Annotated in this window: 22 protein-coding genes; 9 read left to right on the top strand and 13 right to left on the bottom strand. The window is 63.6% G+C overall.

Annotation, left to right across the window (positions count from 1 at the left end):
* Positions 1-172: 172 nt before the first annotated feature.
* The 7 genes from NKJ76_RS16325 to NKJ76_RS16295 all read right to left on the bottom strand — a co-directional run bounded on the left by NKJ76_RS16325 (position 173) and on the right by NKJ76_RS16295 (position 9474).
* Positions 173-628 (bottom strand): manganese catalase family protein, encoded by a 456-nt coding sequence (locus NKJ76_RS16325; RefSeq protein WP_352537880.1) that lies wholly within the window; start codon positions 626-628, stop codon positions 173-175.
* Positions 629-929: 301 nt separating this feature from the next.
* The gene (locus NKJ76_RS16320; protein WP_352537879.1) at positions 930-1346 is read right to left on the bottom strand and encodes a DOPA 4,5-dioxygenase family protein; all 417 of its coding nucleotides are present in this window, start codon (positions 1344-1346) and stop codon (positions 930-932) included.
* Between the two features lie 350 nt (positions 1347-1696).
* Complete coding sequence (locus NKJ76_RS16315; RefSeq protein WP_023673853.1) at positions 1697-1855, bottom strand: DUF3309 family protein; 159 nt, start codon at positions 1853-1855, stop codon at positions 1697-1699.
* A 96-nt stretch (positions 1856-1951) separates the two neighbouring features.
* On the bottom strand, positions 1952-5122 hold the full coding sequence (locus tag NKJ76_RS16310) for an efflux RND transporter permease subunit (protein ID WP_352537878.1): 3171 nt from the start codon (positions 5120-5122) through the stop codon (positions 1952-1954).
* A 65-nt stretch (positions 5123-5187) separates the two neighbouring features.
* Positions 5188-6387, bottom strand: a complete 1200-nt coding sequence (locus NKJ76_RS16305) for an efflux RND transporter periplasmic adaptor subunit (protein WP_027050802.1) — start codon at positions 6385-6387, stop codon at positions 5188-5190.
* Between the two features lie 481 nt (positions 6388-6868).
* Entirely contained in the window at positions 6869-7999 is a 1131-nt protein-coding gene (locus NKJ76_RS16300) for a patatin-like phospholipase family protein (protein ID WP_023715056.1), read from the bottom strand.
* 386 nt (positions 8000-8385) lie between these two features.
* Entirely contained in the window at positions 8386-9474 is a 1089-nt protein-coding gene (locus tag NKJ76_RS16295) for a citrate synthase/methylcitrate synthase (RefSeq protein ID WP_352537877.1), read from the bottom strand.
* A gap of 93 nt (positions 9475-9567) precedes the next feature.
* Between NKJ76_RS16295 and NKJ76_RS16290 the strand changes: the two genes are divergently transcribed.
* On the top strand, positions 9568-10707 hold the full coding sequence (locus NKJ76_RS16290) for a citrate/2-methylcitrate synthase (RefSeq protein ID WP_352537876.1): 1140 nt from the start codon (positions 9568-9570) through the stop codon (positions 10705-10707).
* Here NKJ76_RS16290 and ftrA read toward each other — a convergent pair.
* Positions 10704-11696 carry a transcriptional regulator FtrA gene (ftrA, locus tag NKJ76_RS16285; protein WP_502902310.1) on the bottom strand — a complete coding sequence of 331 codons (993 nt, stop codon included), beginning with the start codon at positions 11694-11696 and terminating at the stop codon, positions 10704-10706. The two genes, NKJ76_RS16290 and ftrA, sit on opposite strands and share 4 nt — an antisense overlap.
* Before the next feature lie 89 nt (positions 11697-11785).
* Here ftrA and NKJ76_RS16280 point away from each other — a divergent pair, with 89 nt between their 5' ends.
* Complete coding sequence (locus NKJ76_RS16280) at positions 11786-12205, top strand: rhodanese-like domain-containing protein (RefSeq protein WP_023702797.1); 420 nt, start codon at positions 11786-11788, stop codon at positions 12203-12205.
* A gap of 130 nt (positions 12206-12335) precedes the next feature.
* On the opposite strand, the gene NKJ76_RS16275 is transcribed toward NKJ76_RS16280, so the two are convergent.
* On the bottom strand, positions 12336-12644 hold the full coding sequence (locus NKJ76_RS16275; protein WP_352537875.1) for a GNAT family N-acetyltransferase: 309 nt from the start codon (positions 12642-12644) through the stop codon (positions 12336-12338).
* A 112-nt stretch (positions 12645-12756) separates the two neighbouring features.
* Positions 12757-13371, bottom strand: coding sequence for a polyhydroxyalkanoate synthesis repressor PhaR (gene phaR, locus NKJ76_RS16270; RefSeq protein WP_023731809.1), 615 nt, complete (start codon positions 13369-13371; stop codon positions 12757-12759).
* Between the two features lie 302 nt (positions 13372-13673).
* On the opposite strand from phaR, the gene NKJ76_RS16265 reads away from it, so the two are divergent.
* From NKJ76_RS16265 to NKJ76_RS16240, 6 genes are all read left to right on the top strand, one after another.
* Positions 13674-14858: an acetyl-CoA C-acetyltransferase gene (locus NKJ76_RS16265; protein ID WP_023673832.1), complete on the top strand. Its 1185-nt coding sequence runs from the start codon at positions 13674-13676 to the stop codon at positions 14856-14858.
* Between the two features lie 129 nt (positions 14859-14987).
* Entirely contained in the window at positions 14988-15713 is a 726-nt protein-coding gene (gene phbB, locus NKJ76_RS16260) for an acetoacetyl-CoA reductase (protein ID WP_023698448.1), read from the top strand.
* A gap of 695 nt (positions 15714-16408) precedes the next feature.
* The gene (locus NKJ76_RS16255; protein WP_352537886.1) at positions 16409-19957 is read left to right on the top strand and encodes a helicase-related protein; all 3549 of its coding nucleotides are present in this window, start codon (positions 16409-16411) and stop codon (positions 19955-19957) included.
* Between the two features lie 75 nt (positions 19958-20032).
* Positions 20033-20419 (top strand): RNA-binding S4 domain-containing protein, encoded by a 387-nt coding sequence (locus NKJ76_RS16250; protein ID WP_023707255.1) that lies wholly within the window; start codon positions 20033-20035, stop codon positions 20417-20419.
* 253 nt (positions 20420-20672) lie between these two features.
* Positions 20673-21011 (top strand): ferredoxin FdxA, encoded by a 339-nt coding sequence (gene fdxA, locus NKJ76_RS16245; protein ID WP_013529180.1) that lies wholly within the window; start codon positions 20673-20675, stop codon positions 21009-21011.
* 425 nt (positions 21012-21436) lie between these two features.
* A complete protein-coding gene (locus NKJ76_RS16240) occupies positions 21437-22018 on the top strand; it encodes a CarD family transcriptional regulator (protein WP_023673664.1) in 582 nt (193 codons plus the stop codon).
* A gap of 191 nt (positions 22019-22209) precedes the next feature.
* On the opposite strand, the gene NKJ76_RS16235 is transcribed toward NKJ76_RS16240, so the two are convergent.
* The 3 genes from NKJ76_RS16235 to NKJ76_RS16225 all read right to left on the bottom strand — a co-directional run bounded on the left by NKJ76_RS16235 (position 22210) and on the right by NKJ76_RS16225 (position 24563).
* Positions 22210-22977, bottom strand: coding sequence for an amino acid ABC transporter ATP-binding protein (locus NKJ76_RS16235; protein ID WP_023748300.1), 768 nt, complete (start codon positions 22975-22977; stop codon positions 22210-22212).
* Positions 22974-23654 carry an amino acid ABC transporter permease gene (locus NKJ76_RS16230; RefSeq protein ID WP_023693608.1) on the bottom strand — a complete coding sequence of 227 codons (681 nt, stop codon included), beginning with the start codon at positions 23652-23654 and terminating at the stop codon, positions 22974-22976. The genes NKJ76_RS16235 and NKJ76_RS16230 overlap by 4 nt, the downstream gene beginning before the upstream one ends.
* Positions 23655-23789: 135 nt before the next feature.
* Positions 23790-24563: an amino acid ABC transporter substrate-binding protein gene (locus NKJ76_RS16225; protein ID WP_352537874.1), complete on the bottom strand. Its 774-nt coding sequence runs from the start codon at positions 24561-24563 to the stop codon at positions 23790-23792.
* A 396-nt stretch (positions 24564-24959) separates the two neighbouring features.
* Between NKJ76_RS16225 and NKJ76_RS16220 the strand changes: the two genes are divergently transcribed.
* Positions 24960-25817 carry an RNA polymerase factor sigma-32 gene (locus NKJ76_RS16220; protein ID WP_023693606.1) on the top strand — a complete coding sequence of 286 codons (858 nt, stop codon included), beginning with the start codon at positions 24960-24962 and terminating at the stop codon, positions 25815-25817.
* Positions 25818-25826 lie beyond the last annotated feature (9 nt).

The following is a 25826-nucleotide window of genomic DNA, read 5'->3' as shown; positions in this document are numbered from 1 at the left end:
CGTCCTCCGTAGCTTTCCAACTTCGACGAACCTGCGATGTTCCGTAAGTGAGAGCATTTATCTCAGCCGAAACGAAGAGCTTCGTCAGGCACGCACCCAGTCAACAGTGAGTTGCCCTGTCCCTCGTGGGCAGGAGCCGAGTGCCGGCTGCCTCCTGTATTGCAATGTTTGCCTATTCGGCGGCCCCGCCTCGGCGTACCGGCGACCAGGGAGAACTCTCCCTTGCCGTCCATCGACGGTCCATCGTCCAACGGCCCCGCGCTGGTTCGATACCTTCGACGAAGCAATTGATGAAGGCATAGGATACGTCCTGATACACACGGGAAGGAGTTGGGACCGGCAGAAACGCGTTAAGTCCGCCCATGTCTTCAATGGCCGTGAGCCACTGCTGTGGGTGCATGGTGTCGCGCGCAATAAGGAAGGACACGATGTCCTTCATGCCGGGATCGTTGGTCATGTTGTACAGGCGGGTAGCAAGTACGCGGCCACTTCCTTCCGCAGTGACGTTTGCGACCATATCTTCGCAAGATTGCCGCCGGCGTAGGGATGCGAAGCATTGAAGGGAAACGCCGTTGGCGTTTTCAGGCAGTGCGGCCAGGCCGGTCGACAAGATTTGGCGGACGTTCATCCCGTTGAGGGCCGAGCCGCCGACCTGTCGGGGAAAGGCGGTAGCGCTTCCGCGACCACCTTACCCCCGCTGCTTTGACGCCATGCCCACCAGCTCGCCGACTCTGCGGCTGGAGATTGCACTCATCGCTAATGACTGCTGGGCGTACTTTTCTGGGGTGGATCGTGCCGGTCCGCCTGTACGCTCGAATTTCTGCCTTTGGGATTCCGCTGGGGCCAGCTCAAAGACCTGAGGCATGCCTGAGCTAGGCTACTGGTGAACGCGTCTCCAAGGCCAAGTCTCTACTTTGCAGAACGCCTCCCTACGCCCCCAACGTCGGCTCCGTATTCACCTCCAGCGCCTCTTCCGCCTCATCTTCCTCGCCGAGCACCTCCCCATGCACCCCCAGCGGCCGGCCGATCCAGATCGGATCGACGAGATGGTCGCGTTTGGGGTTGGTGGTGTTGGGGTGGATGAGAATGCTCAGGCCGCCGTGGTTCAGCATCAGCCATGGGACCAGCGTGGCGAAGATCTCGGTGGCGAAGGAGACCTGGTACATGGCCTGCTCGTGCGGGCCGACCGGCTCGTCGCGCCAGTTGCCCAGGCGCACGCGAAAACGTTCGCCGATGCGCAGGCGCAGCCATTCGGCGTGTTGCCGCTCGGCTTGGCCGTCATAGTAGATGTGGGCGTGATAGCTGGCGATCTCGGCGAGCGGCCTTGGCCGGTTGGCGGTGTTCACCTTGATGGCTCCCTCGGCGATTATGGTGCGGGCAGCGTATACGCAAGGGGGCGGGGTGGCCAAGGGGGGCACAGCGTGTGCTCGTCATCTCGATTTCGGGCCAATCGCATATGGAGCTCCCCCGCTCCGTCTCGGCTTCGCCCAGCCACCTCTACCCCCACATTCGTGGGGGAGAGGAAATGCTAATCGCCAAGATCGCTGCCTTGAAAAGCTTGGCATTTCCTCTCCCCCATGGACATGTGGGAGAGGTGGCCGCGAAGCGGACGGAGTGGGGGCGGGCGCCGCCGTATGCCTATTGCCAGCACTTCATCGGGCGAGGACCCGCTGATCGCAGAGGTCTCTTGCCCCAATCAAACCCTGCCCATCAGCACCAGGATCAGCAGCACCACCAGCACAATGCCGACGATGCCCGATGGCCCATAGCCCCAGGAGCGCGAATGCGGCCAGGCCGGTACGGCGCCGATCAGGATCAGGATCAAGACAATGATGAGGATGGTGCTGACGGTCATTAAGAGTCCCTCGCCTTGCTGGTCGGATACGAGGGGACAATGCAAAAGGCCGCCCGGTTGTTCCGGACGGCCTTTTGTCTGACTGGTCGAATGCAGCTATTCCGCGGCTTTCGGGAAGGCGATTGCCGGCTCGTCGAGCGGACCCGGTCTCGGCCCCATAGGCGCATCGGGCTTCTTGTCGCGGCCGAACAGCCGGCGGAAGAACGCGTAGAAGCGGCTGTTCTTGCTGCGCGTGAAGATCATCAGCATGGACGGCGTCACCACCAGCGTCAGCAGCGTGGCGAAGGACAGGCCGAAGACGATGGCCGAGGACAGCGAAATCCACCATTGCGTCGACGGCGCGTTGATCGTCGTCTCGTGATGGAAGATTTCCAGCCCGAGACCAAAGGCGATCGGCAGCACGCCGAGGATGGCCGATACCGCCGTCAGCACCACCGGGCGGGCGCGCTCGCGGCAGGTCTGCAGCACCGCCTCCATCTTGTCCCAGCCCTCTTCGCGCAGCCGGTCATAGGTGTCGATGAGCACGATGTTGTTGTTCACCACCACGCCGGCCAGCGCGATGACGCCGATGCCCGACATGACGATGCCGAAGGCCTCGCCGGTCAGGAGCAGCCCCAGGAACACACCGATCGTCGCCATGACCACGCAGGACAGCACCAGAAGCACGCTGGTGAACTTGTTGAACTGCATCAAGAGCACCAGGAAGATCAGGAAGATCGCCGCGCCGAAGGCCTTGCCGAGGAAGGCGCTGGCTTCGGCGCTGTCCTCGTTCGACCCCGCCAGCTTCCAGCGTATGCCGTTGTCGAGCTTCATGTCGGTGACCGCCTTGGTCACCTCCGCCTGCACCGCCGCAACCTGGTTACCGGCGGCGACGTTGGCCTGGACGACCACTGTGCGGGCGCCATCGATGCGGTTGAGGATGCCGACGGTCGGCTCCGGCTTGCGCACGACGAAGTTGGAGATCGGCACCGAGCCTTGCGCAGTCTGCACCCGGAGCTCGTCGAGCGTCGACAGCGTGCGGCGGTCTTCAGGCAGCCGCAGCCTGATGTCGACGGCATCGTCGGCGCCGGCAGGCCTGTACTCGGACAGCTTCAACCCGTTGGTCACCAGTTGCACCACCGTGCCGACGGCGGTCGGGCTGATACCGTATTGCGCCGCCTTGGCGCGGTCGACCTCGAGCGCCCAGTCGACGCCGGGCGGCGGCAGGCCGTCGGAAACGTCGATGACACCGGGCACCTTGGCAATGCGCGCCGCAACCGCGCGGGCCTGGTCGTCGAGCCCTTTGGGGTCGATGGCCGAAAGCCGCAGCTGCACCGCCTTGCCCGTGGGAGGACCGGCCTCCGGCACGCGCACTTCGACATCGACGCCGGGAATGCCGGCCATGACGGTGCGCAGCTCATCCAGGATATTGTTCGCCGATTTGCGCTCGCGCCAGTCGATGAACTCATACTGGATGACGCCGACGACGTCCTCCGGCACGTCCTGTCCGCCGCCCTGCGTCTTGCCGACGCGGGTATAGACCGATTTGACGCCAGGCCAGCCAAGCAGCCGGTTTTCGGCGATCCTGGTCGCCGTGTCCATTTCGGCCAGCGAGAGATTGCCGCGGGCATGCACATAGAGCAGGCCGTAATCGGGCTCGACGCTGGGGAAGAACTCGACGCCGGCGCCATATTTCGAATAGGCGAAGCCGACGCCGGTGAGCAGCACGGCGGTGAGCACCAGCACGGTGATGGGGAAGCGCACCGCCTGTTTGACCAGCGCCATGTACCAGCCGTCGCGATTGTGTTCCTCGTGATGCTCCGGCGCCTTGGCGAAAAGCGCGCCCAGCGTCGGCGCGAACACCAGCGCATAAAGCATCGAGGCCGACAGCGTGACGATCAGCGTGATCGGCATGTATTTCATGAAGTCGCCGATGATGCCGGGCCAGAACAGCAGCGGCGAAAACGCCGCGATGCGGGTCATGGTCGCGGCGATGACCGGACCGGCCATGCGCTTGGCGGCCAGCGTGAAGGCTTCCGCCTTCGGCATGCCTTCGCCCATGCGCCGTTCGGCAAATTCGGTGACGATGATGGCGTCGTCGACCAGCATGCCGACCGCCAGGATAAGGCTGAACAGCACGATCATGTTGATCGTGTAGCCCATCATCGCAAGCAGCAGGATGCCGATCAGGAAGGATGACGGAATGGCAAGCCCGATCAGCAGCGAGGCGCGGCCCGACAGCGCATAGAGGATGACGATGAACACCAGGATGACGGCGATCATCACGTGGTTCTGCAGGTCGCCCAGCAGCTGGCTGACGAAGACAGACTTGTCCTGCGTGTAGGTGATGTTCATGCCTTCCGGCATCGTCTTGACGTAGGCGTCGGACACTTCCCGCACCTTGGCCAGCGTGTCGATCAGGTTGGCGCCGATGCGCTTCTTGACTTCGATGGCGATGGCCGGCTTGCCGTTGAGGCGAGTGATGGTCTCGGCGTCGGCGAAGGTCGAACGCACCGTGGCGATGTCCTTCGCCTGCACGACGGCATTGGGGCCGGCGACCACCGGCAAGGACGCGACATCCTCGGGTGTCTCGATCAGCGACGGCACCTTGACCGCGTATTTGCCTTCCGAACCCTCGATATTGCCGGCGGCGACCAGGCTGTTGGAAGCGCCGACCGCGCCGATCAACTGGTCGAGCTGCAGGCCGTAGGAGGACAGCTTCATCGGGTCGATGACGACCTCGACGAGATCGTCGCGCGCGCCTTGTATGGTGCCCTCAAGAACGCCCGGGACTTCCTCGATGCGGTCGCGCAGTTCGCGCGCCGCCGCCGTAAGCACACGCTCGGGCACATCGCCGGACAGCGTGACGACCAGGACGGGAAACTCGGAAATGTTGACCTCGGTAACAACCGGTTCTTCTGCCGCTTGGGGAAGGTCAGCCTTCGCGTCCTGAACCTTCGAGCGTGTATCAGTCACCGCGGTGTCGACTTTTATAGACGGCAGAAACTCAAGGAAGACAAAGGCACCGCCCTGATAGGCGGATGATTTCATCTCCTTTAACCCCTTGAGACTCTTAAGCTTTGCCTCCAGAGGCCTAAGCAGAAGTCTTTCAGCGTCTTCGGGCGCGATGCCTTGATAGGCAACATTTATATAAACATAAGGGGTAGGAACGTCGGGTTCCGCTTCCTTCGGTGTCGACTGATAGGCGACCCAGCCCGCCAGCAGCAGGAAGACCAGCACCGCAATGGTCAGCCGGGCATTGTTGATCGCGAGTTTGACGATATCCATGGCCTGTTCTCAAGATTTCAGGAGCCGCATGGCGGCCGGTTGTCCCCGCCCGGGGCCACCCGGCGCTACTGCGTTGTCGCTTCGCCCAACAGTTTCTGGATGGTCGCCTGGTCGGCCTCGACCGGCTTGACGACGTCCCCTTCCTTGACGAGCTCCTGGCCGGCGACGATGACGCGGGCATCGGCGGGAATGCCGCCAAGCACCAGGCCCTTCGGCGAGTCATCGACCAGGTCGATCGGGAAGAACACCACCTTGTTGTCCTTGTCGACGGCGCGGATGCCGAGGTCTCCCTTGTCGCCCAGCGTCACCACGGAGCGCGGCAACATGACGGCGTCGGTCGGCTGCGCGCTGAGCGCAATCTCTGCCGTCATGCCGGCCGGCACCGAGCCGTCGGCATTGGGGACGGCGATCTCGACGCGGAAGGTGCGCGTCGCCGACGAGGCGTCGCGGCTGATGTAGCGCACGGTGCCTTCGACGGTCTGGCCGCTGACCAGCCGCACAGCAGCCTTGTCGCCGAGCTTGAGATAGCCGAGGTCGCGTTCGCTGACTTCACCGCGCGCAATCACCGGATCGAGCTTGAGGATGGTTGCCACCTCGCCGCCCTGCATGACGGAACTGCCGAGCTCCACCGGCACCCGGTCGATGACGCCGTCGAAGGGCGCCTTGACCAGATTGCGGTCGAGTTCGGCCTGCGCCGTTTCCAGCTGCGACTGCGCAGCGGTCAGGTTCGAACGCGCCGTGTCGAGCTGCAGCTTGGGCAGATTGCCGGTCTTCATGAGCCGCAGCGACGCTTCGAGTTCAGCCTGGCGCTGCACGACGAGCTGCTTGGCATTGTCGACCATCGAGATCTTTTCTTCCGCCGCAAGCATCAGCACCAGATCGCCGGTCTTGACGTGATCGCCCTGCTTGACCGGCAGCTTTTCGATGACGCCGGCGACACGCGTCGCCAGCACGGCGCGCTTGTCGGCCTCGGTCAGCCCGGAAATGCGGATGGCGCGGGCATAGGTCTTGCGCGGCGGCGTCACCACCGCGACGGTGCGCAGCGGCGCCTTCGGTTCGGCCTCGGCTGCCTTAGGCCCAGTGGTCGGGGGCTTGGCTGCGTCCGGCGCCTTGGCCTGATCGCCCGGCTTGGCCTGGTCGCCCGGCTTGGCAGCGCCTTCGACAGCGGCGCTGCCGACGGACGAGAACGCGCCTGTTCCCATCCAGGCGGCGAAGCCGATGAGCACGACAATAGCGGCAAGCTTGTGAAACCTGATCTTCGGCATCATTTTTTTCCACTGCGGGGTTCGGCCAAGTCGTTATCCAACAGGGTGTCCGTCGTCTAACAGCTACCGTGTCTTCCAACTCGGGCGCATCGCCGATATGGGTGCGCGCCAGGCCGTGTTCAATTTGCCGTGAACGGCGAAGCCGCGCTTCTACATCAAAGTTGCATCGCAATACAGTCGAAAAGTTGCAGGGGCATTGCGCAAGGCAGGCGTAGTGTGGCCAACGGAAACGGTTTTATCGGCGCCCCGTCAGGCGGCGGAACCACAGTCTCGGAACCATACGGATGTTGGAGGCGCTTTGTTTTCAAGGCGTTTTGGGCACTGACATCCCCTGTGCCCGCACCAGTTTTTGACGCTCAAATGTGGGCGCGCCCTGCGTCGTCGCGACTTGAATGGCAGTAGGCGTCAGTATGATTTTGTATACCGTCACACGCAGAAGTTGCGCCGCATCGGGAAAGCCGCCGGCGCTGCTCCGAAAAACTCAGGCCCGCCGGCGTTCCGCCTCCGGCTTCTTGCGGGCGGCGAGAAATTCCTTCACCCGCCGTCCCGGTGCCGGCCCGCGCACCGGTTTGAAGCCGTCATCGAGTTCGCCGGAAAGATCGAGCGTCGGCCGCTTGCCGACGGCGTCGTAATTCTCCTCCAGCCAGTCGCTGGCCGCTATACGGCCAAGGTCTCTGAGATAGCTCAGGAAGGCCCATTCCGCATTGACCTTGGACGACGCCGACAGATCCTTGAACGCCTCGTCGGCATCGATGCGGTGCATGCGGATGTCGCGGTATTCGCCAGGCGGCAGCCGGCCGGCGGCGATCAGCTCCTTGACGAAGGCGATCGAGCGGAATTCGTTCAGCAGCCCGGCATTGAAGGTGATCTCGTCGATGCGGTTCTGGATTTCGTTGGCGCTTCTCGGCGTGCCTTCGCGCACCACCGGATTGATCTGCACCAAAAGCACATCCTCGGTCGCCGCCGTCTTGAAGAACGGGAACAGCGCCGGATTGCCGCCATAGCCGCCATCCCAATAGGGCACGCCCTTGATCTCGACGGCGCGGAACAATTGTGGCAGGCAGGCCGAGGCCATCACCGTGTCGAGGTCGATCTCGCCATCGGAAAAGACGCGCAGCTGGCCGGTCTCGACATTGGTCGCCGAAATGAACAGCTCCATCGACTTGCAGGCGTGAACATTTTTGAAATCGATCTCCTGCTCGACCACGTCGCGTAGCGGGTTCAAGCCCAGCGGATTGGCGACATAGGGCGAAAACACTCGGGACATGGTGTCGAAGAAGAAATATCCGGGCGTGTTCTCGATCGACCAGTTGCCCCAGGCGACGTCCCACGGCATGCGCTGCACCGGGCTGAAGCGGCCCTTGGCCGCCACCGCGCGCCAGAAATCGTCGAGCTTTTGCCGTGCACCCTCGACGCCGGCGCGCACAAACCCATCGGCCAGCGCCACCGCATTCATGGCGCCGGCGCTGGTGCCGGACACCGCCGCGATCTCCAGCCTGCCATCCTCCAGCAGCCGGTCGAGCACGCCCCAGGAGAAGGCCCCGTGCGAGCCGCCGCCCTGCAGCGCGATGTTGATCTTCTTCGTTTCCTCCGCCTTGCCGTTTTTGGTCATGGCGTTCCTGTTCGGTTTGGTCGCTGCTGCCTCATTCCGCCCGGGGATCGGGCGGGTTCGACTGCAGCGGACTTATATTGCAGCGCAGCATATAAGGGATGACCAAGGCAAGAACACGAACACGGTCGCGTGATCACATGAAATTTTGGTCATGGGGAATGGTCCTCCACGCCCAGGTCTTCGCCCTACGAATACCCCCACCCTTGATCCCTCCCCACAAGGGGGAGGGAGACTTGGTAGACGCTGATCTCAGCAAACCACCGACGTTTCGGCGGCGCGCGCCAGCTGCCCTCCCCCTTGTGGGGGTCCGAAGGACGGGCGAGACCCGTGGCTCGCCCCGGCAAGCTAGGGTGGGGTCCTCTTCGCAACAATCTGAACTTGGAACCTCAGGCCACGAGGTCCGGCACCGGCCCGACATAGCGCGATTGTGGACGGATCAGCCGCCCCGTCGTCTGCTGTTCGCGCGCATGCGCGATCCAGCCGGCGACACGTCCGGCGGCAAAGACATTGCTGAACGCCTGTGGCGGAAAGCCAGCCGCCTCAAGCACAAGCGCTGTGTAAAACTCGACATTGGTCTGCAGCGAGCGCTGCGGCTTGGCGATCCGCAGCACTTCGAGCGCCGTCTGCTCGACCTGTTCGGCGAAGGCCAGGCGGCGGCCGGCTTCGCCCTCGCTGCCGAGCTGCCGCACGACGGCTTTCAGTACATCGGCGCGCGGATCGCGCACGCGGTAGATACGATGGCCGAAACCCATGATGCGCTCGCCATGCGCGACCTTCTCGCGCAGCCAACCGGCCGCGTCGCCATGCGCCTGGATTGCATCGAGCATCTCGATCACCGGGCCGGGCGCGCCGCCGTGCAGCGGCCCCTTGAGCGCGCCGAGCCCGGCCAGCACCGACGATGTCAGCCCTGCCAGCGTCGATGCGACGACGCGGGTGGCAAAGGTCGAGGCGTTGAGGCCGTGATCGCAGACGGTGACCAGATAGGTGTCGAGTGCCCTTGCCAGCGCCGGCGACGGGACGGATCCCTCGAGCATCCTCAGCATGTCGGCGGCATGATCGGCCTTCGCGTCAGGTGCGATCGGCTGCTCGCCACGCGCCAGCCGCAGCAGAGCCGGCGTCAGCACGGCGGGCGCCGCGATCAGCCGCAAGGCGTCCGTCAGCGTCTCGCCATCCGGCAGCAGCGCCATGCCGGCGCGCATGGCGCCATAGATCTCAAGCGGTGCGAGCAGCGGCAGCGAGGGCGCAAGCCGCTCGAACACCGCGACGCGAGCCTTGCCCAGCCTCGCTGCCAGTTCGGCATCGCCGGGAAGGCCGTCGAAGAAGCCGTCGAGCAACAGGCGAACGACTTGCGCATAGCGCCAGCGTCCCGCCAATTCCGGCAGCGAATGACCGCGGATCGTCAGGCGGCCGCCAAGGCCATCGACATCGGAGAGCACGGTCTCCGCCGCCACCACATCATCGAGCCCGTTCGCCATATCTCATCTCCTTGCAGCTTTTCTGCATGGGAGATAAGGGTTAGGCTGCGCCTCGATCAATCTTGATCAATATAATCAATATGTGAGCTAAAAATGTCCGAATGGCTGTCGCGGGAAGAGGCGCTGGAAAGGCTCAAGGTCCGGCCGCAGACGCTTTACGCCTATGTCAGCCGCGGCCGCATCGGCATGCGGCCGGATGAGAGCGACCCGCGCCGCAGCCAGTACCGCGCCGACGACATCGCGGCATTGGCGACCCGCCGGGCGCGCGGCCGCAGTCCCTCGGCCATCGCCGCGAGCGCGATCGCCTGGGGCGAACCCTCGATCGCAACAGCAATTTCGACCGTTCTGCACGGTCGCCTCATCTATCGAGGACAAGACGCTGTTGCGCTATCCAAATCGGCGACGCTGGAGGAAACCGCCGCTCTGCTGTGGGCCTCGGCCGAACCGGTGACGTTCAAAGCTCCGTCATCTGAAGCGCCTCATCCAGTCGGCCGCGTCTCGGCCTTTGCGCAGCTTGCCATGCTTGCCGGCCACGGGCGGCCTTCGCTCGGACGCAGCGCCGCCTCGCTGTGCACCGAGGCCGCGCACACAATAGCAGCACTAGCGCAATCGCTGGGCGCGGGAACCGGCACAGCGCCTGTCCATAAGCGCCTGGCGCAGGGCTGGTCGGTGGATGATGCCGGCGCGGAAGCGATCCGCTGCGCCCTCGTCCTGCTCGCCGATCATGAACTCAACGCATCGACCTTTGCCGCCCGCGTCGCAGCGTCCACAGGCGCCTCGCCTGCCGCATGCCTGCTGGCCGGCCTGGCAACGCTGTCCGGCCCGCGCCACGGTGGCGCCGGCGAAGCGGCGATGCAACTGGCTGAAGATGCAGCAGCCCACGGCGCGGATGCGGCGATCCGGCGCTGGCTCGGCCATGATCGGCCCTTGCCGGCGTTCGGCCATCCGCTCTATCCCGACGGCGATCCCCGTGCCACCGCACTTCTGGCAGTCATCCCTGTCGACGAGACGCTGCAACAGCTGCAAAAAGCCGCCATGGCGGCGGCCGGTGCCCAGCCCAACATCGACTTCGCCCTGGCCGCACTAACGCGCGGCCTTGGCTTGCCGCGCGATGCACCGTTCCAGCTGTTTGCGCTCGGACGCAGTGTCGGCTGGGCCGCGCATATGGTCGAACAGATCATTAGCGGCAGCATCATCAGGCCGCGTGGCCGCTATGAGGGACGCGTGATTTAAGCCGACCTGGCCGTGTTCCCGAACCGCGCACGGTACGCGACGGGCGTCGTGGCGAACTGCTGACGAAAATGATGCCGCAGCGTGCCTGCCGCGCCAAAGCCGGCGGTCTCGGCAATCCGTTCGATCGGCATGGCGGTGTCTTCCAGCAGCGTGCGCGCCCGCGAAAGCCGTTCCGACAGCAGCCAGCGCGCCGGCGTGACACCGGTCGCGGCCGCGAACCGGCGCAGGAACGTCCGCTCGCTCATCCCGGCAAGCTCGGCCAAGATGGCGACGGGATAGTCGGCAGAAATATCGGCGCGCATCCTGTCGATCAACGGTCCAAGCCGGCTGCGCTCATGTGGCTCGGGTACGGAACTCTCGACATACTGCGCCTGGCCGCCGTCGCGATGCGGCGGTACCACCAGACGGCGCGCCACCATGTTTGCAGCCTTGGTGCCGAAGTCGCGCCGAACCAGATGCAGGCAAAGATCGATGCCCGCGGCACTGCCTGCCGATGTCAGCACATTGCCCTCATCAATGTACAAAACGTCCGGGATCACGGTGATGTCGGGGTACATCTCCGTCAGCTTCTCGCTGTAGCGCCAATGCGTGGTCGCCCTTTTGCCCGCAAGCAGGCCGGCGGCGGCAAGCACGAACACGCCCGAACAGATCGAAAGAATGCGAGAGCCGCGCTCGTGTGCCTTTCGAAGCGCCTCGATCAGCGCCGGCGGCACCGGAGCCTCCGTTCCGCGCCATCCCGGTACGATCACCGTGCCGGCCTGGCCGATCAGATCGATCCCGCCGTCGGCAACAATACGCACGCCGCCCAGCGCGCGCATTTCACCGCCATCGATCCCGGCAACGGCAAAACGGTACCAATCCTCACCCATTTCCGGCCGGGGCAAGGCGAAGATCTCAACCGCCACGCCAAACTCGAACGTGCACAGCCCGTCATAGGCAACGGCAACGACAAGAGGGTTGGCAGGGCGCGGATTCGCAGAGGATGGCATGATCTTGACGATATATGGCAAAGCTGCCAGCTGCAATCGCCCTGCTTCCTGTCTTATCTCTCCGTCGCATCAGCAATGGAGATACGAGGATGAGCCACGTGACAGACATTCCGGCGGCATCGCCGGATATCGCCCGCGACCATTTTCTGCGCCGGCTTTCCGTCGAGACCGACTGTTCCGACGTCGCCGCCGCACTGCGTGCCGGAGAGCCGGACTTTGTTCTCCTGCATGTGGTCGGTTCGCCGGAAGCCTATGGACGCCGCCATGTGCCGGGCGCGCTGCATCTGCCCCACCGCGAAATATCGGCCGGGCGGATGGTGCAATGGCCCGAAAGGACGCTGTTCGTCGTCTATTGCGCGGGACCGCATTGCAATGGCGCGGATCAGGCGGCCTTCAAGCTGGCCAGCCTCGGTCGTCCCGTGAAGATCATGATCGGCGGCATAACCGGTTGGCAGGACGAGGACCTTCCTTTCGCTTCAGGCAAGGAGCCCGGTGTCTTGCACGCGTGAGGCCACGCGATATGGTCGGCCTTGAAGACTGGGCAAGCATGCAGAAGGCGATGGTTAGAATTCGTCCATTCGTGCGCCAGGATGTCGGTGCGGTGCTCGCCCTCATACGGGCGCTAGCCGTCTTCGAGGGTTATGACGACGGGTCGATTTTCAGCTGCCACGGTTCCCAGATATCGTCGGGCTGGCCGTCGAGCGAGCGGTAGAAGGCTTTGGCCGGCGAGTTGGATTTCAGCACCGTCCATTTGATGGCGGAGGCACCAATGCTCAAAGCGTGTTGGCGAAGCTGTTCAACAAGCGCATGGCCGACCCCCATGCCGCGCGTCGCTTCAGTGACGTAGAGTTCCTTCAGCCAGACAACCGGCTTCAGGTCGTAGGTCCAGGGGATGAGGTAGTGGACGGCGATGCCGACGATCACGCCCTCTCGCTCCGCCACCAACACGCCGAACCGGGGCGATGGCCCCAGCCCGTGCTCGATGAGGTTCGCTTCGGTGACGCGAAGCTTGTGACGGCCGCCTCGACCAACTGAGGGCGGTCGACCATGCGGCGGTCGCTTACGACATCGTATCGAGCTTGCGCTGCATGGCGGCGATCTGTTGCTTCAGTTCCTGAAGGTCGTCGCCGCTCTTTTCCGCGACGTCCTTGCGGGCCGGCTCGGGTGCAGCCGCGGCCGCAGCGTTTGTGGCGGCGGTCGGGAACGGCGTGAACAGGCGCATCGCGTTCTGGAACATTTCCATGTTGCGGCGTGTCTGCTCTTCCAGCGCCTTGATCGGCGTGGCGATCTTCATCACATCCAGCGGCGACTTGCCGATCGCGCCCTTCATCTGTTCGCGGAACCGCTCCTGCTCCTTGGAGAAGGCCATCATCGACTGTTCGAGGAAGCTCGGCACGATCTGCTGCATCTGGTCGCCATAGAAAGCGATCAGCTGGCGCAGGAACGGGATCGGCAGCATGTTCTGCCCATCCTTGTTCTCCAGTTCGAAGATGATCTGCGTCAGCACCGGATGGGTAATGTCGTCACCGGTCTTGGCGTCCTGGACGGTGAACTCCTCGCCCTTCTTGACCATCTCGGCCAGATCCTCGAGCGTCACATAGGTGCTGGTGCCGGTATTGTAGAGCCGGCGATTGGCATATTTCTTGATAATGATAGGGTCGTCTTTCGCGGCCATCAGCATCCTCCCGGGACACCGGCGCACCTGAGTAAGCCGCCGGTAACGATTGCGCCATTTTTAAGGATATGCGCAAAAGCTCTATAATTCCAAGCGCTTTGTGCAGTGCGGCATCATTTATTGCTGCATGGCCGGCCAATTATGCTGCGCAGCAAAGGTTGGGCGATCCCGCCGGCCGCTCACGCCCTGCTTGCGGCGCTTGGCCGGCATGCCCATTTCCGGTTTGACTTGGGGTGTGGAACGGGCAAGAAAAGTCCCAACAAGCCCCCAAGAACACGACACCTCGAAGTCTGGAGAGAAAAATGTCCGCTTCCAATTCAATCGTCGTTGCCAGCGCCGCACGCACGGCTGTCGGCTCTTTCAACGGCGCCTTCGCCGCCACCCCGGCGCATGAACTTGGCGCCGTCGTCATCAGGGAGCTTTTGGCGCGCGCCGGCGTCGAGCCGGGTGAAGTCGACGAGGTCATTCTCGGCCAGGTGCTGACCGCCGCGCAGGGCCAGAACCCCGCCCGCCAGGCGTCGATCAATGCCGGCCTGCCCAAGGAGACCACCGCCTGGGGGCTCAACCAGGTTTGCGGCTCTGGCCTGCGCGCCATCGCGCTCGGCATGCAGCAGATCGCCGCCGGCGACGCCACTGTGATCATCGCCGGCGGCCAGGAATCGATGTCGCTGTCGCCGCACGCCGAGCACCTGCGCGCCGGCGTCAAGATGGGCGACTACAAGATGATCGATACCATGATCAAGGACGGGTTGTGGGACGCCTTCAACGGCTACCACATGGGCAACACCGCCGAGAACGTCGCCCGCCAGTTCCAGATCACCCGCGACGACCAGGACCAGTTTGCGCTGGCCTCGCAAAACAAGGCCGAGGCCGCGCAGAAGGCCGGCAAGTTCAAGGACGAGATCGTCGCCTTCACGATCAAGGGCAGGAAGGGCGACACTGTCGTCGACCAGGACGAGTACATCCGCCACGGCGCCACCATCGACGCCATGTCCAAGCTGAAGCCGGCTTTCGACAAGGACGGCACCGTGACCGCCGCCAACGCGTCGGGCATCAATGACGGCGCCGCCGGCGCGCTGCTGATGAGCGAGGCTGAAGCCACAAGGCGCGGCATCACCCCGCTGGTGCGCATCGCCTCATGGGCGACGGCCGGCGTCGATCCGGCGATCATGGGCACCGGACCTATTCCCGCCTCGAAGCGGGCGCTCGAGAAGGCCGGCTGGTCGGTCAAGGACCTCGACCTTGTCGAGGCCAATGAAGCCTTCGCTGCGCAGGCCTGCGCCGTCAACAAGGGCATGGGCTGGGATACGTCGATCGTCAACGTCAATGGCGGCGCCATCGCCATCGGCCATCCGATCGGCGCGTCGGGCGCCCGCGTCTTCAACACGCTGGTTTTCGAGATGCGCCGCCGCGGCGCCAAGAAGGGCCTTGCCACGCTGTGCATCGGCGGCGGCATGGGCGTCGCTCTGTGCGTGGAAGCGCTGTGAAAGAGAAGTGAGTAGTGAATAGGGAGTAGTGAATGGGGAAGAAGGAGCAGCGCGGCGGGATATCGATCCCTACTCGCTACTCCCTACTCCCTATTCCCTTCTTCCGACCAAAGGGAGGAAGAACTTTCAATGACCAAAGTAGCGCTCGTCACCGGTGGATCGCGCGGCATCGGCGCCGCCATATCGATCGGCCTGAAGAATGCCGGTTACACCGTTGCAGCCAACTATGCCGGCAATGACGAGGCAGCGGGGAAGTTCAGCGCACAAACCGGCATCAAGGCCTACAAATGGTCGGTCGCCGACTACGACGCCTGTGCCGCCGGAATCAAACAGGTCGAGGCCGATCTCGGCCCGGTCTCAGTGCTGGTCAACAATGCCGGCATTACCCGCGACGCCATGTTCCACAAGCTGACGCGCGAGCAGTGGAAGGAAGTCATCGACACCAATCTGTCTGGGGTCTTCAACATGACGCATCCGCTGTGGGGCGGCATGCGCGACCGCAAATTCGGCCGCGTCATCACCATTTCCTCCATCAACGGCCAGAAAGGCCAGGCCGGCCAGGTCAACTATTCCGCCGCAAAGGCCGGCGACATCGGCTTCTCGAAGGCGCTGGCGCAGGAGGGCGCGCGCGCGGGCATCACAGTCAATGTCATCTGCCCCGGCTACATCGCCACCGAGATGGTCAAGGCGATCGACGAGAAGGTGCTGAATGAACGCATCATCCCGCAGATTCCGGTCGGCCGCCTCGGCGAACCGGAAGAGATCGCGCGTTGCGTCGTCTTCCTCGCTTCCGAAGACGCCGGCTTCATCACCGGTTCGACCATCACAGCCAATGGCGGCCAGTATTTCGCCTGAACGACAGCATTTCGCCCGGTAGGACGGGCCGTCTTATGGCCCGTTTTTTCATCGCCGGCCGGCGATGTTCCCGGGCTGCGCGCTAGACATTGACCCGTTCCGGCACGCAAAGATTAACGATTTCTAGGCGCCCTGTGCAAAACCCGGTTCGCAAGCTGTGAATTCTCGGTGGACAAGCTGTGGACAACACAACATGTTGGGGTGAACAAACCAGGAAAATCCCGCGATCGCTGATTCGTCACCCATTCGTTCCGGCTTTGAGCGGAACGTTAACGACCAAGGCCGGAAACCACCGGAAAATGGGTTAAGGCCGATTAAGAAGATTCAACAATTTCATAATGTTGGCTGAGGCGTATCGGATCACGACGATGCCCCGCCGGCAAAGGTTAACGCCAATGGTCGCCTTGCAGGAATCGGGCCAGTTTCCGCGATTCAGCATATGGTGAGACTCAGGCTCGCAAAATCCACATGTAGCCGTGAACAAAAGCTGAATCTGCCGGAGTCACTGATTCGTCGCCGATTCGTTCCAGACTCGTTCCAACTGTTAATTGAGACCTCAAAGACGAACCGTGGGATTGCCGGCCGGAACATTCCGCTTTCGCTTCGCGCCTGAAATCCCTATGTGTCGCCTGTCATACGCGCCACGCGAGGCGCGCTCCCGACAACACGATGCAGAAAGCCTCATCTCCAGGCCGATGAACATCCAGCCGAAACACACCGAGCCGCTGATCCTGTCGGGCCGCGACGTGACTGCCGTGCTGGGTCCGACCAACACCGGCAAGACCCATCTCGCCATCGAGCGCATGGTGGCGCATGAGAGCGGCATTATCGGCCTGCCGCTCCGCCTTCTGGCGCGCGAGGTCTATGCCCGCGTCTGCGAAAAGGTCGGCGCCCACAAGGTGGCGCTCATCACCGGCGAGGAAAAAATCCAGCCGCCCGGCGCGAAATATTCGGTCTGCACCGTCGAAGCCATGCCGCGCGAGACCGACGTTGCCTTCGTCGCTATCGACGAGGTGCAGCTCGCCGGCGACCTCGAGCGCGGCCATATCTTCACCGACCGAATCCTGCACCTGCGCGGCCGCCAGGAAACGCTGCTGCTCGGCGCGGCCACCATGCATGGCATCCTGCAAAAGCTACTGAGAGGCGTCTCGGTGGTGACGCGCCCTCGCCTGTCGCACCTGGCCTACGCCGGTTCCAAGAAATTGACCCGCCTGCCGCGGCGTACGGCGATCGTCGCTTTCTCCGCCGACGAGGTCTATGCCATCGCTGAGCTGATCCGCCGCCAGCAAGGAGGAGCGGCGGTCGTGCTCGGCGCACTGTCGCCCCGCACCCGCAACGCCCAGGTGGCAATGTTCCAGGCAGGCGACGTCGACTATCTCGTCGCCACCGACGCCATCGGCATGGGCCTCAACCTTGATCTCGATCATGTCGCCTTTGCCCAGAACCGCAAATTCGACGGCTACCAGTACCGCAACCTGACGGCGGCCGAGCTCGGCCAGATCGCCGGCCGCGCCGGCCGGCATCTGCGCGACGGCACCTTCGGCGTCACCGGCCAGGTCGATCCGCTGGACGAGGAACTGGTCAAGCGCATCGAGGGGCACGAGTTCGATCCGGTGAAGGTGCTGCAATGGCGCACCGCGCATTTCGACTTCGCCAGCCTCGACGCGCTGAAGCGCTCGATCGAGGCCAACGCGCCGGTCGAAGGCCTGACGCGCGCGCTGCCGGCGGTCGATGCGCAGGCGCTCGAACATCTCTCCCGCGACGAGGACATCCGCGCGCTGGCTACCAATGCCAAGCGCGTCGCGCTGCTGTGGGAAGCCTGCGCGTTGCCGGATTACCGCAAGATCGCGCCGGCCCAGCACTCCGACCTGATCGCTTCTATCTACACCGACCTCGCCAAACACGGCCATGTCGACGAGAACTACATGGCCGAGCAGGTGCGCCGCGCCGATACGACCGAGGGGGACATCGACACGCTGTCGCACCGCATTGCGCAGATCCGCACCTGGACATTCGTGTCCAACCGGCCGGGCTGGCTGGCCGATCAGGCACACTGGCGGGAAAAGACGCGCGAAATCGAAGACAGATTGTCGGATGCGCTGCATGAGCGGTTGACGAAACGGTTTGTAGACCGCAGGACTTCCGTCCTCATGCGGCGCCTTAGAGAAAATACAATGCCTGAAGCCGAAATCAGTCCTACCGGAACCGTCCTTGTCGAAGGCCATCATGTCGGCGAGTTGCAAGGGTTCCGCTTCACCGCCGACCAGAGCGCCGGCGGCGAAGACGCCAAGGCCGTGCGTACGGCAGCGCAAAAAGCGCTGGCCGCCGAGTTCGAGGCGCGTGCCGAACGCTTCGGCGCCTGCGCCAATGGCGACCTTGCGCTCGGCTCCGACGGCACGCTGCGCTGGATCGGCGCGCCGATCGGCACGCTGGTTGCCGGCGAGGACGCGCTGAAGCCGCGCCTGGTGCTTTTGGCCGACGAGCAGTTGACCGGCCCCGCCCGAGACAAGGTCGCCGCGCGCGCCGAGCGCTTCGTCAATTTCCAGATCGAATCCTTGCTGAAGCCGCTGGTCGACTTGAAGAATGCCGAGCAGATCGCCGGCATCGGCCGTGGCATCGCCTTCCAGCTCGTCGAGCATTTCGGCCTCATCAACCGCCGCGACATCGCCGAGGAAATGAAGTCGCTCGACCAGGAGGGTCGCGCCGCCTTGCGCCGGCTCGGTGTGCGCTTCGGCGCCTACCACGTCTTCGTGCCGGCGCTGATCAAGCCGGCGCCCGCCGGACTGATTACGCTGTTGTGGGCGCTGAAGAACGACGGCAAGGACAAGCCGGGCTTTGGCGACGTGGTGCACGCCCTGGCTTCCGGCCGCACCTCGGTGGTCATCGATCCTGCTTTCGACAAGAGCTTCTACAAGCTTGCCGGATACCGCAATCTCGGCCGCCGCGCCGTGCGCATCGACATTCTGGAACGGCTGGCCGACCTGATCCGGCCTGCGACCAACTGGAAGCCCGGTCTGGGACAGCGCCCGGACGGCGCCTATGACGGCCAGTCCTTCATGGTGACGCCGCCGATGATGTCCATCCTCGGCGCCACCGCCGACGACATGGAAGAGATCCTGAAAGGTCTCGGCTATCGCGCCGAGCCGAAGCCGCCGGCAGAGGTCAAGGCGCGGCTGGAAGCACAGGACAACGCGGCGCGGGAAGCGGCTGCCGCCAAGCTGGCTGCGGACGCGGCTGCAAAAGCTGAACAGGCCAAGGCGGCGGAAGCCGCTGCAAGTGAAGCCGTCGCTGAAGCGCCGGCCGTTGGATCGGAGCCGGATGCGGTTGCCGCCGCTGAGCCTGCGGCTGAGCAGCCCGTCGCCGAAGCCGCAGCGGAGGCTGTTGCTGCGGACGCTCAGCCGGGCGCGCCTCAAGAGGGTACGGAGCCAACTCCGGCCGCTGAAGCTACCGCCGAAGCTCCAGCCATCGCGGAAGCAACGGCAGAGCCCGTCGCGGAAGAACAGGTCGAAGCTCCCCAAGTCGAAGCCCCCATAGAAATCACGGAAGAAGCTCCGGCTGTTGCAGAAGCTGACGACACCGTCCCCGAAAGCGCCGACGCCCTTACCTCTCCCTCGATGGCGGAGGTCGCGGCGCGAAGCGACGCGGGTGACAGCGTTGACGAAGCAGGTGCAGACACAGCAGACGCTTCAGGCGCAACCGCCGACGCCGGCGCTGCCCCCACCCCGGCGCTGCGCGCCGACCCTCCCCACGAGGGGGAGGGTGGAAGCGCTGAGCCTGTCCCCGAGGCCGAAGCGCCAAAGCCCATCTTGTTGTGGCGGCAGGGCCGTTTCGAGCAGCGCCCGCGCCATCGGCAAGGCCGGGACAATCGCCCGCGTAACGGCCAGGCTAGCCGCGCCGATGCGCCGGCCGACGCTGCCGGCGGACAGCCGGCACCGGGCGAACGGCCGGCCTATCAGGGCCGGCGCGACCAGCGCGACGGTGCCGCCAAGCCACGCTTCGACCGTTCGAAGTTCAAGCCCAAGCCGCAGGCCGAGGGCGAACAGCGCCGCGACGGCAAGCCGCAAGGCGAGCGTCCGCGCGAGGGCCGGCCTGACTGGAAAGGCGGCAGGCCGGAAGGCAAAGGCGGACCGCAAGGCGCCAAGCCGGCTTTCCAGGTCAAGCCACGCGAGGAACGCCCGGCGCGCTTCGATCCGGACTCGCCCTTCGCCAAGCTCGCCGCCTTGCGCGACCAGCTGAAGAAGTAGGCTCTGAGCATGATCCCGAAAAGTGGAACCGGTTTTCGGACAAGATCATGCTCCAACAAGAGATAACTCGCTGCGATGGTTGCTGAAGGTCGTCAGCGCGTCGACAAGTGGCTGTTCTTTTCGCGCGCGATAAAATCGCGCTCGCTGGCGGCCAAGCTGGTTGTCGCCGGACGCGTCCGCATCAACAGCGACAAAGCAGCGCAGGCCTCCGATCTGGTCAAGCCTGGCGACGTTTTGACCATTACGCACGAGCGCCGCATTTTCATTTGGAAGGTGCTTGGCACCGGCGTGCGGCGCGGTCCGGCCGAGGAAGCGCGCACGCTCTACGAGGACATGTCCCCGCCGCCGGCGCCGAAAGGCGAGGCTGTTGCCGATGCCATTCCGGCGCTGCGCGACGCCGGCAGCGGCCGGCCGACCAAGAAAGAGCGCAGGCAAACCGACCGGCTGTTCGGCGAAGACTGAAGCCTTGGCCGTCTGCGCCATGCCGGCGGTCTGGAATTTCATTCCGGACACGCGGGCCCCGCCTGCAATGGCTGCCCTTGCAAGCGGCAGGCAAAGGCGTTACCTCACCAAAAAACCCGCCGCATCGGCCCGAAAATCGGAAATCGATTTTTCGGAAGGCACGATGCGCAGATTCAAAGTGTCAGAGCGTACTTTGTGCGTCCAATTGGACGCACGTCGCTCTAGCAAGAACGGGACGTCCCGGAGCCGACCAATGACCTATGTCGTGACCGACAACTGCATCAAATGCAAGTACATGGACTGCATCGAGGTCTGTCCGGTCGACTGCTTCTACGAGGGCGAGAACATGCTTGTCATACATCCCGACGAGTGCATCGACTGCGGCGTCTGCGAACCGGAATGCCCGGCCGATGCAATCAAGCCCGACACCGAGCCGGGCCTCGACAAATGGCTGCAGGTCAACACCGAATACGCCGAGAAATGGCCCAACATCACCGCCAAGAAGGAGCCTCCGGCAGATGCCAAGAGCTTCGACGGCGAAGCCGGCAAGTTCGAGAAATATTTCTCCGCCGAGCCCGGCGAAGGCGACTGAGCACATGACGCTGAAATCGGAATCGATTCGGAAAGGGTGATGCGCAAAGCAAAAAAGTGCGGCCTATTGGATCGTCATAACGCTGCGTAACGTGCCTCATACATTAACTGCCTTGACAGGCGGCGATGTCGCTCGACCTTCGCGTTTGCAGCAAAACCTTGATTCTTCCGACTTTTTGTGCTACACCAGTTGAAACATGCCGGTGACACAACGTCGATTTATGGCGCAAGCGCCCCAAATCACTGAAAGGTGAAATCCCCAATCGGACCAGAGCGATCTGGGCCAGGCAGTCGCTATGTATGCGGTTTGCCGGTCCCGGCTTTTTCCGATGGGTTCATCTGTTGTGCGGCTAACGATCGGTGTCCCCGGTCGCATGCGTTCGGACCGGCAGGCCGCCGGTGCCACAACAAGGAGTTCAGGGCGTAATGGCAACGATCACCCCGCAGAAGAAGTCCACCTCGGCACGCCACGGTTTCAAGACCGGCGAGTACATCGTCTATCCGGCACACGGCGTCGGCCAGATCGTCTCGATCGACGAGCAGGAAGTTGCGGGCCACAAGCTGGAACTGTTCGTCATCGACTTCCAGAAGGACAAGATGCGCCTGAAGGTTCCGGTCGCCAAGGCGACCTCCATCGGCATGCGCAAGCTGTCGGAAGAGGATTATGTCGAGCGCGCGCTGAAGGTCGTGCAGGGCCGCGCCCGCGTCAAGCGCACCATGTGGTCGCGCCGTGCGCAGGAATATGATGCCAAGATCAATTCGGGCGACCTGATCTCGATCTCGGAAGTCGTGCGCGACCTCTACCGTGCCGACAACCAGCCGGAACAGTCCTATTCCGAACGTCAGCTCTATGAGGCGGCACTCGACCGCATGGCCCGCGAGATCGCGGCAGTCAACCGCATGTCGGAAACCGAAGCCGTGCGCCTGATCGAGGTCAACCTCAATAAGGGCCCGAAGCGCGGCGCCAAAGCCGACAATGAGGAAGCCGAGCAGGAAGAAGCTGCCTGATCGCTTTCACCGTCGAATTCATGAAAACCCGGCCTTGTGCCGGGTTTTTGTTTTTACCCTCCCCTTGTGGGGTTCCAAGGACGGGCGAGACCCGTGGCTCGCCCAGGCAGGTCGCTGCGAAGATGGGAGACGGCACCAGACCCCGACCCGGACCTTCCGTCCGACCTCCCCACAAGAGGGAGGTAGAAGGCTCAGCCGCCGGCTTCCTTCTCCGCCTCCTGCTTCAGCGTCGCAATAAAACGCTTGGTCCGTTCCCGCTCCGGATTGCTGAACACCACGGTGGACGGCCCCTTCTCGACGATGACGCCGGCGTCGAGGAACACCACCTCCTGCGCGATCTTGGAGGCAAGGCGAAGGTCGTGCGTGGCCATCACCATGGTGGTGCCTTCGCTGGCCAGTTTTCCGAGCACGTCGACCACTTCCTGCGCCAGTTCCGGATCGAGCGCCGAGGTCGGCTCGTCGCAGAGTAGAACCTTGGGCGACGGCGCCAGGGCGCGGGCGATGGCCACACGCTGCTGCTGGCCGCCCGACAGCGTTGCCGGCCAATCATCCGCCTTGTGCGCCATGCCGACCTTCTCGAGCAGCGCCAGTGCCCGCTCGCGCGCCTTTGCCGTCGGCCATTTCAGCACCGTCACCAGGCCTTCCATGACGTTCTCGATCGCGGTGCGATGCGGGAACAGCTGGAAATTCTGGAACACCATGCCGGTCTGCAGCCGCAGGCGCTGGATGTCTCGGCTGGGGATCTTGACGCCGGGACGGAATTCCAGCGTCTCGTCGCCGATGCGCACCATGCCCGAAGTCGGGATCTCCAACAGGTTGATGCAGCGCAGCAGTGTGCTCTTGCCGCCGCCGGAGGGGCCGACGAGCGCGGTGACGCTGCCTTCGGCAATGGTGACCGTCACACCCTTCAGCACCAGATTGTCGCCGAAGCGCTTTTCGATGTCGGTGAGGCCGATCATGAGCGCGCCTCCAGGAAGCCGCCATAGCGGTTGAGCCGCTCCTCCAGCCGCGTCTGCAAGGCCGAAAGCACCGAGCTCATCGCCAGATAAAGGATCGCCGCCTCGACATAGAGGATCAGCGGTTCATAGGTGGTGGCGACGATGCGCTGCGCCGCCTGGAACATCTCCGGCACGGTGATGGCGGCGGCCAGCGACGTATCCTTGACCAGCGAGATGAAGGTGTTGGACAGCGGCGGCACGGCGACGCGGCCGGCTTGCGGCAGGATGGTGCGCCGCATCGCCTGGCTCCAGGTCATGCCGATCGAATAGGCCGCCTCCCACTGGCCCTTCGGCACCGAGCCGATCACGGCGCGGATAATTTCCGAACTGTAGGCGCCTATGTTGAGGGTGAAGCCAATCAGCGCCGCCGGAAAAGCGTCCAGCAATATGCCGACGGAAGGCAGGCCGTAAAAGATCAGGAACAGCTGCACCAGAAGCGGCGTGCCGCGAAAGATCCAGACATAGAAGCGGACCACGGCAACCAGAGGCTTGGGACCGAACAGCCGCACCAGGGCGACAACCAGGCCGACGAACAGGCCGAGTGCGAACGATAGCAATGTCAGCGGTACGGTGAAGATCAACGCCGCCCACAGCAGTGTCGGCAACGAGTCCAGCATCAGGTGTAGCCAGTGCGGCACGAACGGCTCCTCCCACAGACCGCCGCGGTGACGGCAGTGCGATTGTGTGCTTCTCATATCATGCGAATAACGGCGAGCCGTCAAAGACGGCCCGCCGCTATTTGTCATTGCCGGCAAACCGCCGGGAGATGGTCTTTACTGCGAGACATCCTGGCCGAAATAGGTATCGGCGATCCTCTTGTAGGTGCCGTCGGCCTTGATGTCGGCCAGCGCCTTGTTGATCGCCGCGACCAGCTCCGGATCACCCTTGCGCACGATGACGCCGGAATAGTCGGCGTTCTCTTCCTGCGCGGCGATCTTCACATTGGCGTTCGGCTTGTGCTTCTTGAAGTCGAGGAAAGACAGGCTGTCATTGATGGTGGCGTCGGCGCGGCCGGTGAGCAGCAGCTGGATTGACTGGTCGAAGCCGTCGGTGCCGACGAGTTCGGCGCCGTTGGTCTCGGCGAGCTTGCCGAAATTCGATGTCAACGACTGTGCCGACTTCTTGCCCTTGAGGTCGGCGAAGGTCTTGATGTCGGTGTTGTCGCCGCGCACGATCAGCACGGCCTTGGAGGCGATGTAAGGATCGGAGAAATCGTACTTGGCCTTGCGCGCGTCGGTGATGCCAACCTCGTTGATCACGGCGTCGTAGCGGTTGGCGTCGAGGCCGGCGATCAGCCCGTCCCATTTGCCTTCGAGGAACTCGACCTTGACGCCGAGCTTGTCGCCGATCGCCTTGGCGATCTCGACGTCGAAGCCGACCAGCGCGCCGGAAGCATCATGATAGGTGAAGGGCGCATAGGTGCCTTCGGTGCCGACTTTGAGGGTGCCGGCCTGCTTGATCTGGTCAAGATTGGCGCCGGCATGGCCTGATGTAACAGCCAGAACCTGAAGCGTTCCGGCGACGATGAGCGAATTGAGCCATTTCATTTCTATGTGATCCCGTCCTTGGCCGGTGTCCGGCGCTTGTGAGAGCCGGAAACTGACAGATACAGCGCAGCAAAATAAGGAACCAGATTTCAAAAAAACGGCGATCCAGAAATCACATTCTCAAAGCAGCTCCGATCGGTGCCAATAGTCCCGATCTGCGGTGCCGATGCGCCCTGTCGGACCGCACAAACAACCGCCATCGGCGGCGGAACCAATCCCCGGTGTGGCACGTTCATGGCTTGTTGTAGGGCGCCGCGTTTCCATTTCAAGAACCCTTGGCTGCGCTAGGCCCGAAGCAATTCCAGGAAAGTGGGAAAGCGGTTTCCTTCGGAATTGCGTCAAACAGAGATAACGGCCGCCAGGCCGTCCGAAAATGTCCGGGAGCAGGAGCGCGGCATGATCGAAGACACGGCAGGACGGACCATGGTCCGCACGGCAATGAAAGCCCCTTACCTCGAGCGCGATGAGGAACATGTTCTCGCCTTGCGCTGGAAGGAAGACCAGGATCAGCAGGCGCTGCATCAGATTACCGTCGCCCATATGCGGCTGGTCATCTCCATGGCTTCGAAATTCCGACATTACGGCCTGCCGCTCGGCGATCTGGTCCAGGAGGGCCATGTCGGGCTGCTGGAAGCAGCCGCGCGTTTCGAGCCGGAGCGCGAGGTGCGCTTCTCGACCTATGCGACATGGTGGATCCGCGCTTCGATGCAGGACTATATCCTGCGCAACTGGTCGATCGTTCGCGGCGGCACCTCTTCGGCGCAAAAGGCGCTGTTCTTCAACCTGCGGCGCCTGCGCGCCCGTCTTGCCAACGGCGCCGAGCCGATCTCTAACGCCACGCTCTACCGCGAAGTCTCGGTAGCCCTCGGCGTCTCCGAGGCCGATGTCGAGAAGATGGATTCCAGGCTTTCAGCACCTGACTCTTCGCTCAACGCACCCCTCGCCGATGAGGCCGGTACCACCGAGCGGATGGACTTCCTGATTTCGGACGATCCATTGCCTGACGAGGTCGCCGGCGACACCATCGACGTCGAACGGCGCCTGATGTGGCTGAAGACGGCGCTCCGCGCGCTCAATGCCCGCGAACTCAGGATCATCGAGGAGCGTCGGCTGACCGACGAAGGTGCGACGCTTGAGGCGCTCGGCGAGACGCTCGGCATTTCCAAGGAGCGTGTCCGCCAGATCGAGGCCCGCGCCATGGAAAAGCTCAAGCTCGCGCTGGTCAAGCAGAACCCCGAATTCATGGCAGCGTGAGATTGCCAG

The sequence above is a fragment of the Mesorhizobium sp. M0029 genome, from assembly GCF_040323735.1.
In the GTDB taxonomy this organism is placed as follows: Bacteria; Pseudomonadota; Alphaproteobacteria; order Rhizobiales; family Rhizobiaceae; genus Mesorhizobium.
The sequence above is the reverse complement of the archived record's forward strand: the minus strand, read 5'-3'. Positions and strand labels throughout refer to the sequence as shown.

Coding starts and splice junctions, on each gene's coding strand:
- NKJ76_RS16325 (WP_352537880.1), bottom strand. CDS start 628: ATGAACGTCCGCCAAATCTTGTCGACCGGCCTGGCCGCACTGCCTGAA.
- NKJ76_RS16315 (WP_023673853.1), bottom strand. CDS start 1,855: ATGACCGTCAGCACCATCCTCATCATTGTCTTGATCCTGATCCTGATC.
- NKJ76_RS16310 (WP_352537878.1), bottom strand. CDS start 5,122: ATGGATATCGTCAAACTCGCGATCAACAATGCCCGGCTGACCATTGCG.
- NKJ76_RS16305 (WP_027050802.1), bottom strand. CDS start 6,387: ATGCCGAAGATCAGGTTTCACAAGCTTGCCGCTATTGTCGTGCTCATC.
- NKJ76_RS16300 (WP_023715056.1), bottom strand. CDS start 7,999: ATGACCAAAAACGGCAAGGCGGAGGAAACGAAGAAGATCAACATCGCG.
- NKJ76_RS16295 (WP_352537877.1), bottom strand. CDS start 9,474: ATGGCGAACGGGCTCGATGATGTGGTGGCGGCGGAGACCGTGCTCTCC.
- NKJ76_RS16290 (WP_352537876.1), top strand. CDS start 9,568: ATGTCCGAATGGCTGTCGCGGGAAGAGGCGCTGGAAAGGCTCAAGGTC.
- ftrA (WP_502902310.1), bottom strand. CDS start 11,696: ATGCCATCCTCTGCGAATCCGCGCCCTGCCAACCCTCTTGTCGTTGCC.
- NKJ76_RS16280 (WP_023702797.1), top strand. CDS start 11,786: ATGAGCCACGTGACAGACATTCCGGCGGCATCGCCGGATATCGCCCGC.
- phaR (WP_023731809.1), bottom strand. CDS start 13,371: ATGGCCGCGAAAGACGACCCTATCATTATCAAGAAATATGCCAATCGC.
- NKJ76_RS16265 (WP_023673832.1), top strand. CDS start 13,674: ATGTCCGCTTCCAATTCAATCGTCGTTGCCAGCGCCGCACGCACGGCT.
- phbB (WP_023698448.1), top strand. CDS start 14,988: ATGACCAAAGTAGCGCTCGTCACCGGTGGATCGCGCGGCATCGGCGCC.
- NKJ76_RS16255 (WP_352537886.1), top strand. CDS start 16,409: ATGAACATCCAGCCGAAACACACCGAGCCGCTGATCCTGTCGGGCCGC.
- NKJ76_RS16250 (WP_023707255.1), top strand. CDS start 20,033: ATGGTTGCTGAAGGTCGTCAGCGCGTCGACAAGTGGCTGTTCTTTTCG.
- fdxA (WP_013529180.1), top strand. CDS start 20,673: ATGACCTATGTCGTGACCGACAACTGCATCAAATGCAAGTACATGGAC.
- NKJ76_RS16240 (WP_023673664.1), top strand. CDS start 21,437: ATGGCAACGATCACCCCGCAGAAGAAGTCCACCTCGGCACGCCACGGT.
- NKJ76_RS16235 (WP_023748300.1), bottom strand. CDS start 22,977: ATGATCGGCCTCACCGACATCGAAAAGCGCTTCGGCGACAATCTGGTG.
- NKJ76_RS16225 (WP_352537874.1), bottom strand. CDS start 24,563: ATGAAATGGCTCAATTCGCTCATCGTCGCCGGAACGCTTCAGGTTCTG.
- NKJ76_RS16220 (WP_023693606.1), top strand. CDS start 24,960: ATGATCGAAGACACGGCAGGACGGACCATGGTCCGCACGGCAATGAAA.